Annotated in this window: 12 protein-coding genes; 2 read left to right on the top strand and 10 right to left on the bottom strand. The window is 67.3% G+C overall.

Translation table 11 applies throughout. The features are described 5' to 3' along the window. On the bottom strand, positions 1-1,263 hold the full coding sequence (locus tag AC6H42_RS18555; protein ID WP_057153897.1) for an NnrS family protein: 1,263 nt from the start codon (positions 1,261-1,263) through the stop codon (positions 1-3). A gap of 189 nt (positions 1,264-1,452) precedes the next feature. Between AC6H42_RS18555 and AC6H42_RS18550 the strand changes: the two genes are divergently transcribed. After that, complete coding sequence (locus AC6H42_RS18550) at positions 1,453-1,704, top strand: heavy-metal-associated domain-containing protein (RefSeq protein ID WP_082551601.1); 252 nt, start codon at positions 1,453-1,455, stop codon at positions 1,702-1,704. Between the two features lie 49 nt (positions 1,705-1,753). On the opposite strand, the gene AC6H42_RS18545 is transcribed toward AC6H42_RS18550, so the two are convergent. The 9 genes from AC6H42_RS18545 to AC6H42_RS18505 form a co-directional block, all read right to left on the bottom strand. Continuing rightward, positions 1,754-2,419: a response regulator gene (locus AC6H42_RS18545; protein WP_057153896.1), complete on the bottom strand. Its 666-nt coding sequence runs from the start codon at positions 2,417-2,419 to the stop codon at positions 1,754-1,756. Positions 2,420-2,447: 28 nt separating this feature from the next. Next, the gene (locus AC6H42_RS18540) at positions 2,448-4,430 is read right to left on the bottom strand and encodes a type IV pili methyl-accepting chemotaxis transducer N-terminal domain-containing protein (RefSeq protein WP_497548666.1); all 1,983 of its coding nucleotides are present in this window, start codon (positions 4,428-4,430) and stop codon (positions 2,448-2,450) included. Between the two features lie 62 nt (positions 4,431-4,492). Next, complete coding sequence (moaA, locus tag AC6H42_RS18535) at positions 4,493-5,467, bottom strand: GTP 3',8-cyclase MoaA (protein ID WP_497548665.1); 975 nt, start codon at positions 5,465-5,467, stop codon at positions 4,493-4,495. A 132-nt stretch (positions 5,468-5,599) separates the two neighbouring features. Further along, on the bottom strand, positions 5,600-6,364 hold the full coding sequence (locus tag AC6H42_RS18530) for a peptidylprolyl isomerase (protein WP_497548664.1): 765 nt from the start codon (positions 6,362-6,364) through the stop codon (positions 5,600-5,602). 10 nt (positions 6,365-6,374) lie between these two features. Beyond that, positions 6,375-7,058, bottom strand: coding sequence for a respiratory nitrate reductase subunit gamma (narI, locus tag AC6H42_RS18525; RefSeq protein ID WP_057153892.1), 684 nt, complete (start codon positions 7,056-7,058; stop codon positions 6,375-6,377). 10 nt (positions 7,059-7,068) lie between these two features. After that, positions 7,069-7,749: a nitrate reductase molybdenum cofactor assembly chaperone gene (gene narJ / locus AC6H42_RS18520; protein WP_057153967.1), complete on the bottom strand. Its 681-nt coding sequence runs from the start codon at positions 7,747-7,749 to the stop codon at positions 7,069-7,071. A 67-nt stretch (positions 7,750-7,816) separates the two neighbouring features. After that, entirely contained in the window at positions 7,817-9,373 is a 1,557-nt protein-coding gene (narH, locus tag AC6H42_RS18515; protein WP_057153891.1) for a nitrate reductase subunit beta, read from the bottom strand. Then, entirely contained in the window at positions 9,370-13,077 is a 3,708-nt protein-coding gene (locus tag AC6H42_RS18510) for a nitrate reductase subunit alpha (RefSeq protein WP_057153890.1), read from the bottom strand. The genes narH and AC6H42_RS18510 overlap by 4 nt, the downstream gene beginning before the upstream one ends. 167 nt (positions 13,078-13,244) lie before the next feature. Continuing rightward, positions 13,245-13,484 carry a hypothetical protein gene (locus tag AC6H42_RS18505; RefSeq protein ID WP_157200833.1) on the bottom strand — a complete coding sequence of 80 codons (240 nt, stop codon included), beginning with the start codon at positions 13,482-13,484 and terminating at the stop codon, positions 13,245-13,247. A gap of 222 nt (positions 13,485-13,706) precedes the next feature. Between AC6H42_RS18505 and AC6H42_RS18500 the strand changes: the two genes are divergently transcribed. Next, positions 13,707-14,096: a hypothetical protein gene (locus AC6H42_RS18500; RefSeq protein WP_497548663.1), complete on the top strand. Its 390-nt coding sequence runs from the start codon at positions 13,707-13,709 to the stop codon at positions 14,094-14,096. Positions 14,097-14,161: the final 65 nt, after the last annotated feature.

Raw genomic sequence — 14,161 nt, 5'->3', positions numbered from 1 at the left:
TCAGCCCTCCTTGCCGTCGATGCGGGCGCTGGCCAGGTAAGGCGCATACACCAGCGCGTAGGCGGCGAAGGCGGCGCTCCAGCAGGCCGCGCTCACCAGCAGCAGCGCGGCATACAGGCCGCCGATGCCGCTCAGCAGCGCCGCCGCCACGCGCGCCAGCGCGCCCAGCTGGATCAGCACGAACATGGCCGTCTCCGCCCTGCCCGCTTTCAGCATGCGGCCGGTGTGGCCCAGCGTGGTGCGCGTCATCATGCCGATGATCAGGCCCGCCATGGAACCGACCGCCAGCGCGTGGAAGGCGGCGCTGGCGGACACCATGCCCATCGAGGCCAGCGCCAGCAGCAGCATGCCTGCGCCTATCCAGGCGTAGGACAGGTGCAGCACCCACAGCAGCGGCACGCGCACGGTGCGCAGCGGCTGCCAGCGCCACAGGCGCAGCAGCACCAGCGCGCCGGCTGCGCCAGCCAGCGGCGCGAGCAGCCAGGCAGGCGCCGCGGCCGTCCAGGCCAGGGCGGTGGCGGCCAGCAGGCCGATCGATCCCTGGTCGGTGCGCACATGGCTGACCGGCGCACTGCCGGGCGCGCCGTTGCGCGTAAACATGGGGATGACGCGGGTGCCAATGGCTGACTCCATCACCACGATCAGCAGGATGGCGGCCTGCACCGCGCGGCCGGGCGCGATGACGGCGCCCGGCCAGCCCAGCGTGGCGGCGTGATAGGCCGCGTTGGCCAGCGCCAGCAAGGCCAGCAAGCCGACCAGGAAATAGTTGCGGCGGTTGCCGGACTGCTGCAGCACGCGCCACAGCGGCCACGCCGCCACCGGCAGGAAAGCCAGGTCCACCAGCGCGGCCAGCAGCGCCGGGGGGGAAGCGTTGGCTCCGGCTTCGCCGCCGCCGAACAGCATGGCCACCCGTCCGGCCACCCACAGCAGCACGATGGCGGCCAGCTTGCCGCCGGCCGGGGTCCCAAGCCCGGTCCAGTTGCGGCCCGCCGTGTACAGGAAGCCGACGATGACGGCGCTGGCCATGCCGAACACCATCTCGTGCATATGCCAGCCCACGCCGATGTGGAGCGCCGCGCCGAAGCCGTCCAGCCAGCCGTACAGGCGCGCCATCCACAGCGGCACGGCAAGCGCGGCCAGCAGCGCGGCGGCCAGGTAGAAGGGGCGGAAGCCCAGCCGCCACAAGGGATGGCGCTGGAAGTGCGGCAAGTGTGTGGCGCCGCGCACTGCGGCGGGAGGCTCTTCGATATGCATCAGGCTCATGATTTGGTGCTCCTAAAAAGCACATTTTCTGCGCGTCCGCAAAGCTTGTGAAGCGCCGTCACGGGCAAAGATGATCCAAGTCAAGGAATACAGAAATACCGCTGCGCAAAAGGTATTTCCCATCGACGCCAGGGCGCGCCTGGCTTACGCTGACGGCACCAATTGATACATTGATAGATGGAGAGAAAAATGCAAAACGCAGTATTGAAAATCGACGGCATGAACGGCGAAGCTTGCGCCGACAAGGTGGCCAAGGTGCTGGCAGGGGTCGGCGGCGTAGCGGACGTGCGCGTGTCGCTGCTCAATTGCCTGGCCAGCGTGCAGTACGACGAGCGCCAGGCCACGCCGCAGTCGCTGGCGGGCAGCCTGGCGCAGGCCGGCTATCCGGCCGAGCCGGCGGGCACCGGCGGCGGATGCTGCGGCGGCTGCTGCGGCGGCTAAGCCAGCGCCGGCGCGGCAGCCACGTCTGCCGCGCCAACTAAGGCAAGAGCTACCGCTCCCCGGTCAGCCGGTGCTCGACGGCATACACCGCCGCCTGCACCCGGCTGTTCAGTTTCAGCTTCTTCAGCACATTTTGCACGTGGATCTTCACCGTGCTTTCCGACAGGTCCAGCGTGCGCGCGATCAGCTTGTTGCTTTCGCCGCGCGCCAGGCCGGCGATGATGTCGCGCTCGCGCGGAGTCAGCTTGTCCAGGTCCGACACCGGCGGCGCCGACGGCGCGCCGTGCAGCTGGGCCACCAGCTTGGCCGTCATGGCCTCGGCCACCACGGTCTGCCCTTCCGCGGCGCGGCGTATGGCCCGCGTCAGCGCCTCGGTATCGATATTTTTCAGCAGGTAGCCGGACGCACCGGCGCGCAGCGCCACCGCCAGGTCGGTCGCATCCTCGGACACGGTGAGCATGACGATGGCGCTGTCCGGGCAGTCCTGCAGCATCAGCTGCAGCGTTTCGACGCCGGACATGCCGGGCATGTTCAGGTCCAGCAGCACCACCTGCGGCTTGAGCTGCTGCGCGCGCTTGATGCCTTCCACGCCGTCGGCCGCCTCGCCCACCACGGAAAACTCCGGGTGGCGCTGCAGCAGCGAACGCACGCCGCTGCGGAACAGGGTGTGGTCGTCAACCAGCAGCACGGTGATGGGTTGGTCGGCAGCTTGCATGGATTACCTTTCTGCGGTGTTGTTCGGTTCAGGCGGCGCGCCGCACCGCCTTGGGCAGGTGCAGCTCGACGCGGGTGCCCTTGCCCGGGCTGGATTGCACTTCGAGCCTGGCGTCGATGCGCTGCGCGCGCTCGCGCATGATATGGATGCCGACGTGGCCTTCGCCACGCTGTGCCAGCAGCTCCGGCGCAAAGCCGGCGCCGTTGTCCTCGATGCTCAGGCTGAAGTCCTGGCGGTCCTGCAGGCACACGTTGACCTGCGTGGCGCCGGCATGCTTGCGCACGTTCGACAGCGCCTCCTGCACGATAAACAGCAACTGCAGTTGCTGCTCGCGCGGCAGCGGCGCGCCGTCGCTGTCGGCCACCAGTTCGGCCGGGATGCCGGTCTGGCGCCGGAACTTGTCCACCGTTTCCTGCAGCGAGGTGGCGATATTGCCCTCCGGCAGGCGGGCGCGGAAATTGTGCAGCAGTTCGCGCACGTCCTGGTAACTCTCCTCCACGCCGGCGCGCAGCTGCGGCACGATGTCTGCCGCCTCGTCCTGCTCGCCGGCGGCCAGCGACTGTTCCAGCATCTGCACTTGCAGATGCAGGAAATTGAGGCCCTGGGCGATGCTGTCGTGCAGGCCCTGCGCCACCAGGTTGCGCTCCTCCGAAATGGCCATCTCGCGCTCGCGCCCGGCCAGGCGCTGGTTCTCGATGGCGGTACCGAGCAGTTGGCCCAGGGTGTCGAGCAAGGCGCGGCGGCCAGCGTCGATCAGGGTCGGCTCGCGGAAATGCAAATTGAAGAAGCCCAGGTGCTGCTGCTGTGCATAGATGTGGAATACCGACACGGTGGCGTAGCCCTCGCGGTGGCAGCGCAGGTTCCGGGCCGGATCGGTGCGGCGCATGTCGTGCACCACCGAGACTTTCTGCTGCACCGCGTCGCCGCACAGGCAGTCGCCCACCTTGATGCAGTGTTCATCCTCCGCCAGTTCCTCCGAAATGCCCCGGTGCACCAGCATGTGCAGGTTGCTGCGCAGCGGGTCCAGCATGCGCACGGTGCCGCCGTCGGCCTTGAAATAGTCGCACAGGCGTTGCAGGAAGCCCTCGCACAGCGCCTCGGCCGATTGCGGCTGCTGCAGGAAGGCGGCGCTGTCGTACAACAGCGCCAGCTCCCTGTTCTGCTCCTCCAGCGCGGCGGTCTTGCTGCTCACCAGTTCATTCAACCCGCCGTAGACGCGCTGCAGGCGGTCGGCCATTTGGTTAAAGCCGGTGGTCAGCTGGCCCAGCTCGTCCTGGCTGTCGACCGGCAGGCGCACCTCGAAATCGCGCTCGCGCATGCGCTCCATGCCCTCCTGCAGCCGGGTCACGGGCGTGACGATCATATTGAAGAACAGGTAGATGATGCTGACCGTGCCCACCAGCGCCAGCGCCAGCAGCATCAGCTGCGAGCCGCGCAGCCAGAAGGTGCGCTCTTCGCTGTCGCGCTCGATCTGCTGCACCAGGGCGTCGGCGGCCGCCACGAAGCGCGCGGTGCGCCCCTCGAGCATGCGGGCATCGGTGGCGCTCACGCTTTGCTGGCGCAGCAGCGTGGCCGCCAGCGGCGCCAGCTCGTCGCGCCACTGAAGCTCGACCTGGTCGAAATTGCTGCGGATGGGGGATGCCGGCGGCAAAAACAGCGGGCGGCGCGGATCGCCGTGGCGCAGCTGCGACAGCGTGTCGCCGATGACTGCGGTCTGCAGGCGGATCTCTTCGCGCGCGGCCGCGTTGTCCTGCCGGGCTTGCAAATTACTCAACTGCATGCCCAGCTTGTAGCTGTGCATGCGCAGGCTGCCTGTCACGTTGATGGCGGCGGCGCTGCCCTCGAGCTGCCAGGACAGCAGCAAGGTGCCGCCGATGACCAGCAGGGCCACGGCCAGGAAACTCACCAGCACGCCGACGATGCGCGTCGACAGCCGTTGCCAGGCTGCAAACAGCGGTGCGCGCGCGCCGGTACTGCCCGCTGCGCGGCCTGCCGCGATGCTCTCTGCCATGGTGCTTCTCCTTTGCGCTGCAATGCTGTACGACGTTAAGTATACACGGCAGCGCCCGCTTGCTAGCCCCCGGTCTGCGACATGAAACGAATGATCTTCTCCGGCTGGCGGCCGAAATCGTGCTGCTGCGGCTTCAATTCGATGGCCGCGCGGATGGCCTGCTCCAGTTCCGCGTCGCTGGCCCCGCCCCGCAGCAGCGGCCGCAGCTCGCATTTCTCCTCCTGGCCCAGGCACAGGTACAGGGTGCCGTCCACCGACAGCCGCACCCGGTTGCAGGTGGCGCAGAAGTGCTGCGACAGCGGCGTGATGAAGCCGATGCTGACTTCCCCGTCCGGCGTGCACAGGTAGCGCGCCGGGCCGCCGCCCAGTTCCAGCGCCTGCGGCCTGAGGCCGAAGCGCTCCTGCAGGCGGCGCTGCACCGGCGCCAGGTCCATGAAGCTGGCGTCCTGGCCACTGGCGCCCATGGGCATGACCTCGATCAGGCGCAGCATGAAGCGCTGTGCTATGCAAAACTCCACCATGGCGTCGATCTGGCTGTCGTTTACGCCGCGCATTGCCACCATATTGATCTTGATCGGGTCGAAACCCGCTGCCCTGGCGGCGGCCAGCCCTTCCAGGATGGACGGCAGGCTGTCGCGCCCGGTGATGCTGCACATGGCCTGGCGGTCCAGCGCGTCCAGGCTCACGTTCAGGCGCCCGACCCCGGCTGCGCGCAGCGCCGCGGCATGGCGCGCCAGCCGGGTGGCGTTGGTGGACAGCGACAGGTCCTGCACGCCCGGCAAGGCGGCCAGGCTGGCGGCCAGCTGCGGCAGGCCGCGCCGCGTCAGCGGTTCGCCCCCGGTCAGGCGCACGCGGCGCGTACCCAGGCGGGCAAAGGCGCCCACCACCCGTTCGATTTCTTCAAAACTGAGCCAGTCCGGCGGATCCTCGAAACCCTTGAAATCCTTGGGCATGCAATATGTGCAACGCAAATCGCAGCGATCCGTCACCGACACCCGCAGGTAATCGATGCTACGGCCAAACCGGTCGCTTAACATCGTGATGCTCCTTCATATCGATTAAGCCGATTGTAGCGGCGCGGGCGGTCTTTGCCACTGCCCATGAAGGACTAGGGGACTAGCCCGAAATGACTAGCCCCCTGTCCCATTCCCCTACATGCCTATGCCTGCTTACTGCACCAGCGGCGTGTCCACGCCTTCCAGCTCCACGCCCTCGATGGCGGCGCGGCCGGCCAGGATGCGCATGTACTGGTGCAGCGCGCGCTGCCAGCTCTGGCGCCCCAGTTCGTCGGCGATCTGCGCCGCCACCGCCTCGTACGGCACCAGGTGGCCCGGATCGCTGCGCATCACTTGCACGATATGCAAGCCAAAGCGGGTTTCCAGCAGGCGCCCGGCCAGCTCGCCCGGCTGCAGCCGGAACAGCAGCGCTTCGAACTCCGGCACACACTGGCCGCGCTGCAGCTGGCCCAGGCTGCCGCCCACGGCGCCCGACGGGCAGTTCGAATAGGTGCGCGCCAGCTCCTCGAAGCGCTCCGGGTTGGCCTGCAGCTCGGCCAGCAGCAGCTCGGCCGTCCCGCGCAGCAGCTCCAGCGGCGCGGCGGGCGTCACCTGGAACAGGATGTGGCGCGCCTCCACCACGGCGCCGGTGCGGTAGCGCTCCAGCCGGCCCTGGTAGTAGCGGCGGCAGGCGTCGTCCGTGACCGGCGGCACCCGCAGCTCCAGCTCGAACAGCGCCTCGATCAAGTCATCCTCGTCCAGCGGCTGTCCCTCCAGGCCGGCGCCCACACCCAGGCGGGCCGCCTCCTGCAGCAGCAGCTGGCGCAGCACCACCTCGTGCACCGCCTGCTTGAGCGGATTGGCGGCGTGCCGGTGGTGCGGCAGCTCGCTGGCGATCTGCGCGTCGGTGATGTCGACACCGTTGATGGCGATACCCATAGTGTTCTCCTTAGCGCGAACGCACCAGTTGGAAAGCGCGGTTCAGATAGGCCAGCGCGCCGAAGCCGCTCCACACATGCACCAGGCGGGTGAAGGGGAAGATCACGAACAGCGACATGCCCATGAACAGGTGCAGCTTGAACACCAGCGGCGCATCGACGATGAAGCTGGCGGCGTCGCCGCGGAAGGTCACCACGTGCTGGGCCCAGTTCATCAGCAGCACCATCATGTGGCCGTCCATGTGGCCGGCCGAGACGAAGATGGAGCTCAGGCCCAGCAGCAAGGTGGCCAGCAGCCACAGCAGCACCAGCTTGTCCTTCAGGCTGGTGGCGTGGCGCACGCGGTCGTTGCTGAAGCGGCGTGCCAGCAGCATCAGCAGGCCGATCAGGCACAGGCTGCCCATCACGCCGCCGGCCACCATGGCCACCATCTGCTTGGCGCCGTGGGTTACGCCCAGCGCATCCCACACGCCGACCGGTGTCAGCAGGCCGGCCGCGTGGCCGCCCAGCAGTCCGAGCACGCCGAGATGGAACAGCGGGCTGCCCCAGCGCAGCAGGCCGGTGTGCAGCACCTGGCTGGATTCCGAACGCCAGCTGTATTGCTCGCGGTCGAAGCGGACCAGGCTGCCCAGCAGGAACACCGCCAGCGCAATATAGGGATAAATCCCGAACAGGAATTGGTGCAGGTAACTCATGATTCTCTCCTCAGGGTTGCGCCGCGCCGGCCGCGCGCGGGTAGAAATGGATGGGTTGCTGGCCGCCCGCGATGGGGCCGGCCGCGCCGATACCCATCGCTGCGCCGGCCAGCAGCGGCTCGACGCCGTCGGCGCCGGGGCCGAAGGTCTCCAGCGCCTCGTCCATGTCGCGCACCGGCGGCTCGCTCAGCTCCTCGGGGACGACGGGGCTGAGCGTTTCGACCAGGTCGAACACGCAGGCGTACGGGCTGCCCGAGGCGCGCAGCTTGCGGCCCAGATGGGCCAGCACATGGATCGCGTCGCCCAGCAGCGGCAGCGCGGTGTCCGCGTCCTGCTGCGACAGGAACTCCAGGAACAGCGGCACATAGTCCGGCAGGTCGTCGCCCACCATTTGCAGGCCGTGCTTGCTGTACTCGGCCAGCAAGTCCACCATGGCCTGGCCGCGGTCGCGCGACTCGCCGTGGATATGCTCGAACAGGTGCAGCGAGTGGCCGGGGCTGCGGTCGAAGGTCTGCACGTACTGCTGCTGCAGGTCGATCAGCCGGGCGCCGCCCAGGTGGTCGAACAGCGGCTGCAGGCGCGCCTGCCAGAAAGGCTGGCTGTCCAGCGCCTGGCGCAGCTCGGGCAGCGCGGCGATCATCTCCGCTTCCGGGTAGAGCAGCAGGGCCGACAGCACCTGCAGGCCGCGCATGGCGCCGTTCGCGGCGGCGGCCAGCGGCGACGCCGGGGCCGTCTCATGGGCCAGATCATGGGCTAGATCAGACATCGAGCGCCTCCTTCTTCTTGCGCGACTTGGGCATGGACACAAAGATGGTGGAACCGTGCTTGCGCTTGCCGAACAGGCTGGCGTCGCTCACGCCGTCCGAGCAGCCGTTGCCGAAGCTGAAGCCGCAGCTGCCCTTCTCATTGAAGCTGTCCTCGGCCATCTCCTTGTGGCTGCTCGGGATCACGAAGCGGTCCTCGTAGTTGGCGATGGCCATGATGTGGTACATGTCCTCCACGGTGGCCTTGTCCAGGCCAACCTGCTTCAGCACGTCCAGCAGCTCCACGCCCTCCACGCTCTTGCCGCGCATGTAGGCGCGCATGGCCAGCATGCGGTCCAGCGCCCTCACCACCGGCACCTGGTCGCCCGCCGTCAGCAGGTTGGCCAGGTACTGCACCGGGATGCGCAGGCTTTGCGTGTCCGGCAGGATGCCGTTGCGGCCCAGCTTGCCCGATTCGGCCGCCGCCTGGATTGGCGACAGCGGCGGGATGTACCACACCATGGGCAAGGTGCGGTATTCGGGATGCAGCGGGAACGCCACCTTCCACTCCACCGCCATCTTGTAGACCGGCGAACGTTTGGCCGACTCCAGCCACGCGTCCGGGATGCCCTGGCGGCGCGCTTCCTCGATGATGGCAGGATCGTGCGGGTCCAGGAACAGGCCCAGTTGCGACGGATACAGGTCGCGCTCGTCGGCCACCGAGGCGGCGGCCTCGATGCGGTCGGCGTCGTACAGCAGCACGCCCAGGTAGCGGATGCGGCCCACGCAGGTCTCCGAGCACACGGTAGGCTGGCCCGCCTCGATGCGCGGGTAGCAGAAGGTGCACTTCTCGGCCTTGCCGGACGACCAGTTGTAGTAAATCTTCTTGTACGGGCAACCGGAGATGCACATGCGCCAGCCGCGGCACTTGTCCTGGTCGATCAGCACGATGCCGTCGTCTTCGCGCTTGTACACCGAGCCCGACGGGCAGGACGCCACGCAAGTCGGATTCAGGCAATGCTCGCACAGGCGCGGCAGGTACATCATGAAGGTGTTCTCGAAGGTGCCGTACATCTCCTTCTGCATATTGTCGAACAGCTTGTCCTGGCTGCGCTGCGCGAACTCGCCGCCCAGGTCATCCTCCCAATTCGGACCCCACTCGATCTTGTCCATCTTCTTCCCGGTCAGCACCGAAATGGGACGGGCGGTGGGCGGCGTTTCCGACAGTGGCGCGTTCTGCAGGCGCTCATAGTCATAGGTGAACGGCTCGTAATACTCGTCGATCTGCGGCAGGTTCGGGTTGGAGAAAATGTTGGCCAGTATCTTCAGCCGGCTGCCCTGGCGCGGCTCGATCTTGCCCGCGCCGGTGCGGCGCCAGCCGCCGTTCCACTTGTCCTGGTTCTCCCACTGCTTGGGATAGCCGATGCCGGGCTTGGTTTCCACGTTGTTGAACCAGGCGTACTCCACGCCGTCCCGGCTGGTCCACACGTTCTTGCACGTGACCGAGCAGGTATGGCAGCCGATGCACTTGTCCAGGTTCAGGACCATGCCGATTTGCGCGCGAATTTTCATGCTTTGCTCCCTTGTTTTTCCACCAGCGGACCTTCCAGCCAATCCACCTTGTTCATCTTGCGCACCAGGACGAATTCATCGCGGTTCGACCCCACCGTGCCGTAGTAGTTAAAGCCCCACGACAGTTGCGCATAGCCGCCGATCATGTGGGTCGGCTTGGTCACGGCGCGGGTGACCGAGTTGTGGATGCCGCCGCGCTTGCCCGACATCTCGGCGCCCGGCGTGTTGACGATTTTTTCCTGGGCGTGGTACATCAGCGTCATGCCCTCCGGTACGCGCTGGCTCACGATGGCGCGCGCCGTCAGCGTGCCGTTCACGTTGAACACCTCGATCCAGTCGTTGTCCACGATGCCGGCCGTTTTGGCGTCCGTCTCCGACAGCCACACGTGCGGTCCGCCGCGCGACAGCGTCAGCATGCGCAGGTTGTCCGAATAGGTGGAGTGGATACCCCACTTCTGGTGCGGCGTGATGAAGTTGAGCGCAATCTCCTTGTTGCCGTTCGGCCTGGCGCCCAGCGTGGCCGCCGTGGTCTTGGTATTGATGGCCGGCTTGTACACGCACAGGCCCTCGCCGAAGTCGCGCATCCAGCGGTGATCCTGATAGAACTGCTGGCGGCCGGTCAGCGTGCGCCATGGGATCAGTTCGTGCACGTTGGTGTAGCAGGCGTTGTAGCTCACCTCTTCCGACTCCAGGCCCGACCAGGTGGGCGAGGAAATGATCTTGCGCGGCTGCGCCTGCACGTCGCGGAAGCGGATGCTGTCATGCTCGCGCGGCAGCGCCAAATGGGTGTGGTCGCGGCCGGTGATCTTCGACAGCGCCTCCCAGGCCTTGACCGCCACGTGGCCATTGGTTTCCGGCGCCAGCGACAGGATCATCTCGGCCGCGTCGATGGCCGTGTCCAGGCGCGGCTGGCCATGGCTCACGCCCTCGGCCAGCACGGTGCGGTTGATGCCGCGCAGCACGTCGACTTCGTGGCCGGTCTTCCAGCTGATGCCCTTGCCGCCGTTGCCCAGTTTCTCCAGCAGCGGGCCGATGGAGGTGAACTTCTTGTGGATCTGCGTGTAGTCGCGCTCCACCACGGTCAGGTTGGGCATGGTCTTGCCCGGCACCGGCTCGCACTCGCCGGCGCGCCAGTCCTTGGGATCGAAAGGCTGGCCCAGTTCACCGGGGGTGTCGTGCATCAGCGGCGTGAGCACCAGGTCCTGCTGCGTGCCCAGGTAGGCGCCGCCGATTTCCTCGAACTTCTTGGCCAGTCCCTTGTAGATCTCCCAGTCCGAGCGCGATTGCCACAGCGGCTGCACGGCTTCGGACAGCGGATGGATGAAGGGGTGCATGTCGGACGTGTTCAGGTCGTCCTTTTCGTACCAGGTGGCGGTCGGCAGCACGATGTCGCCATACAGGCAGGTGGTGGACATGCGGAAGTCCAGCACCACCAGCAGGTCCAGCTTGCCCTCCGCGGCGGGACGCACCTTGACGTCGCGCGGCTTGATGCAATGGTCCTCGTCGCTCATCAGCGCGTTCTGGGTGCCCAGCAGGTACTTCAGGAAGTACTCGTGGCCCTTGCCCGAGCTGCCCAGGATGTTGGAGCGCCACACGAACATATTGCGCGGAAAGTTGGCGGGGTTGTCCGGATCGTCGCAGGAGAACTGCAGCTTGCCGTCCTTGATCTGCTGTACCGCATACGCGCCCGGCGCCATGCCGGCGGCGGCGGCGGCGCGCGTCACTTCCAGCGGATTGGTTTGCAGCTGCGGCGCGGAAGGCAGCCAGCCCAGGCGCTCGGCCTTGGCGTTATAGTCCAGCAGCGTCATCGGCGCCACGTCGCCGCCGGCCAGCGGCGAGGCGATTTCGTCGGTGTGCAGCTTCTCATGGCGCCACTGGCTGGTGTGGGCGTAGAAGAAGGAGGTGCCGTTCATCTGGCGCATCGGACGGTTCCAGTCCTGCGCAAAGGCCAGCGGCGTCCAGCCGGTTTGCGGACGCAGCTTCTCCTGGCCCACGTAGTGCGCCCAGCCGCCGCCGGACTGGCCGATACAGCCGCACATCATCAGCATGTTGATGATGCCGCGATAGGTCATGTCCATGTGATACCAGTGGTTCAGCGCCGCGCCCACGATGACCATGCTCTTGCCGCGCGTCTTGTCGGCGTTCTCGGCGAACTGGCGCGCCACGGTGATGACGTCGGCCGCCTTCACGCCGGTGTGCTTGACCTGCCAGGCCGGCGTGTAGGGCACGTCGTCCTCGTAGCTGGAAGCGACGTTGCCGCCGCCCAGGCCGCGGTCCACGCCGTAGTTGGCCAGGGTCAGGTCGAACACGGTGGCCACCAGCGCGCTGCTGCCGTCGGCCAGGGTCAGGCGCTTGACGGGCACGTTGCGCAGCAGGATATCGGAAGCGTCCTTGCCGCCGAAGTAAGGGAAGGCCACCGGCAGTACCTCGCCGCCGGCGCCCAGCAGCGACAGCTGCGGATCGACCGGCTGGCCGTTGCCGCCCTGCTTCATCTCCAGGTTCCACTTGCCGGACTCGCCCCAGCGGAAGCCGATCGAGCCGGCCGGCGCCACGATGGCGCCGCTGGCCTCGTCGATCACCAGGGTTTTCCATTCCGGATTGTTGGTCTCATCCAGGCTGTGGTCCAGGTGCGAGGCGCGCAGGAAGTAGTCCGGCGCCAGGTGGCCATTGTGCTCCTTGAGCAGCACCAGCATGGGGAAGTCGGTGTACTGCTTGGCGTACTCCTTGAAGTACTTCGACTGGCCCTCGGTGTGGAATTCCTTCAGGATCACGTGGCCCATGGCCATGGCCAGCGCGGCGTCGGTGCCCTGCTTGGGCGCCAGCCAGATGTCGCCGAACTTGGCCATCTCGCCGAAGTCGGACGACACGGCCACGGTCTTGGTGCCCTTGTAGCGCACCTCGGTGTAGAAATGGGCGTCGGGGGTGCGCGTCATCGGCACGTTCGAGCCCCACACCATCAGGTAGGTCGAGTTGTACCAATCGGCCGATTCCGGCACGTCGGTCTGCTCGCCCCATACCTGCGGGCTGGCCGGAGGCAAGTCGCAGTACCAGTCATAGAAGCTCAGCGCCACGCCGCCGATCAGCGACAGGTAGCGCGTGCCGGCCGCGTAGCTGACCATGGACATGGCGGGAATCGGCGAGAAGCCGACGATGCGGTCCGGGCCGAACTTCTTGATGGTGTAGGCATTGGCGGCGGCCATCATCTCGTTGGCGTCGTCCCACGAAGCGCGCACGAAGCCGCCCTGGCCGCGCACGGTCTTGTAGCGGGCCGCGCGGGCCGGGTCCTGGCTGATGTACTCCCAGGCGGTGACCGGATCCATGGTCACGCGCGCCTCGCGCCACATCTCCATCAGGCGGCCGCGCACCATCGGATACTTCACGCGCTGCGCCGAGTACACGTACCAGGAATAGCTGGCGCCGCGCGGGCAGCCGCGCGGCTCGTGGTTGGGCAGGTCCGGGCGGGTGCGCGGATAATCGGTCTGCTGGGTTTCCCAGGTAATCAGCCCGTTCTTCACATACACCTTCCAGCTGCAGGAGCCGGTGCAGTTCACGCCGTGCGTCGAGCGCACGATCTTGTCATGCTGCCAGCGCTGGCGGTAAGCGTTCTCCCAGGTGCGGTCCTCGTCCACCACGGCGCCGTGGCCGTTGGAAAAGGTTGACCTGGCCTTGCTGAAGAAATTCAGGCGATCCAAAAAATGACTCATGCTGGCTCCTCGCTGGCGCCTGTCGGGCGCCGGGCTATAAACACCGCTCCACGCAACATGCATGGAGCCGTCGATGGAAGCAGTCTACGAAGACGGCGCCCTATTGGATATTGGCAAGAAGTGCATCCGGCACGGCGAGAAGGAGTAAGCCGGGTAGTGCTTTGTGACTAGGACGCCGCGCCGGATGGGCGGCACAGGGGAATGGCGGGCGCACCGCCGGGGCGCGCGGGGCGGGCAAGCTGGGCTGACTGGGCCGGGTGGGCCGGCCGCGGCTGGGCGCACAGGCACGGCGCCGGCGGCGGCGGATGATCGCGCCACTCCAGCAGCAGCATGGCGGCCAGCGCCGCCAGCGACGCGGCCTGCACGGCCAGGCCAAGGGGCGCGGGCCTTTGGGATCGGAACATCATGACTCCTTGAAAACGGGCACCTGCCCGCGCCGCCATTGTCGGCAGCCGCCGCGCGCGCCGCCTTGATGTGCATCAAGCCCAGCCGGGCGGCGCGGCGCCTCGTGCGAAATGCCTATGCGCCCTCGTGCCGACCGCCTATAGCCGTGCGGGCGCGGCTGGGATATACCTACGGCATGGCCGCCGCGCGCGGCAGTCCCCACCCAACAATGACAAGGAAACCACATGAAAATCGCCAGTTTTGAAGACCTGCTCGCCGCCGCCGCCGCGCAGGATCAGCCGCAGCGGCTGCTGTTCGCCTTCAGCATGGCCGAGTCGGCGCCCGGTCACCGTGGCGCGGACGCGCCGCAGACGCTGATCCCGGTGATGTGCGCCGACAAGGCGCCGGAAGACGTGGCCAGTTTCGGCCAGCTGGCCGGCGAAGCGGCCGAAATCGGCGCGCAATGGGACATGGTGATGGTCAGCGCGCTGTCTGGCGCAGCGGGCGCCCAGCCCCCCGCCGGCACGGTCGAGCAAGCCCTGCGGCGCATGCTGCGCGCCATCCAGGACGGCCAGCTCGACTGGATGCTCGCCTTCGACCGCCAAGGCCGCCTCATGCGCCCCGAACCCGCCTGATCCCCCAAGCGGCCTGAGCCGCATCCCTGCCAATTCGGGGTCTGACCCCGAATTGGCAGGGATGC

The sequence above is a fragment of the Massilia sp. NBRC 108631 genome, from assembly GCF_059704565.1.
The sequence above is the reverse complement of the archived record's forward strand: the minus strand, read 5'-3'. Positions and strand labels throughout refer to the sequence as shown.

Coding starts and splice junctions, on each gene's coding strand:
- moaA (WP_497548665.1), bottom strand. CDS start 5,467: ATGTTAAGCGACCGGTTTGGCCGTAGCATCGATTACCTGCGGGTGTCG.
- AC6H42_RS18505 (WP_157200833.1), bottom strand. CDS start 13,484: ATGATGTTCCGATCCCAAAGGCCCGCGCCCCTTGGCCTGGCCGTGCAG.
- AC6H42_RS18545 (WP_057153896.1), bottom strand. CDS start 2,419: ATGCAAGCTGCCGACCAACCCATCACCGTGCTGCTGGTTGACGACCAC.
- narJ (WP_057153967.1), bottom strand. CDS start 7,749: ATGCGCGGCCTGCAGGTGCTGTCGGCCCTGCTGCTCTACCCGGAAGCG.
- narI (WP_057153892.1), bottom strand. CDS start 7,058: ATGAGTTACCTGCACCAATTCCTGTTCGGGATTTATCCCTATATTGCG.
- narH (WP_057153891.1), bottom strand. CDS start 9,373: ATGAAAATTCGCGCGCAAATCGGCATGGTCCTGAACCTGGACAAGTGC.
- AC6H42_RS18550 (WP_082551601.1), top strand. CDS start 1,453: ATGCAAAACGCAGTATTGAAAATCGACGGCATGAACGGCGAAGCTTGC.
- AC6H42_RS18530 (WP_497548664.1), bottom strand. CDS start 6,364: ATGGGTATCGCCATCAACGGTGTCGACATCACCGACGCGCAGATCGCC.
- AC6H42_RS18555 (WP_057153897.1), bottom strand. CDS start 1,263: ATGAGCCTGATGCATATCGAAGAGCCTCCCGCCGCAGTGCGCGGCGCC.
- AC6H42_RS18510 (WP_057153890.1), bottom strand. CDS start 13,077: ATGAGTCATTTTTTGGATCGCCTGAATTTCTTCAGCAAGGCCAGGTCA.
- AC6H42_RS18540 (WP_497548666.1), bottom strand. CDS start 4,430: ATGGCAGAGAGCATCGCGGCAGGCCGCGCAGCGGGCAGTACCGGCGCG.
- AC6H42_RS18500 (WP_497548663.1), top strand. CDS start 13,707: ATGAAAATCGCCAGTTTTGAAGACCTGCTCGCCGCCGCCGCCGCGCAG.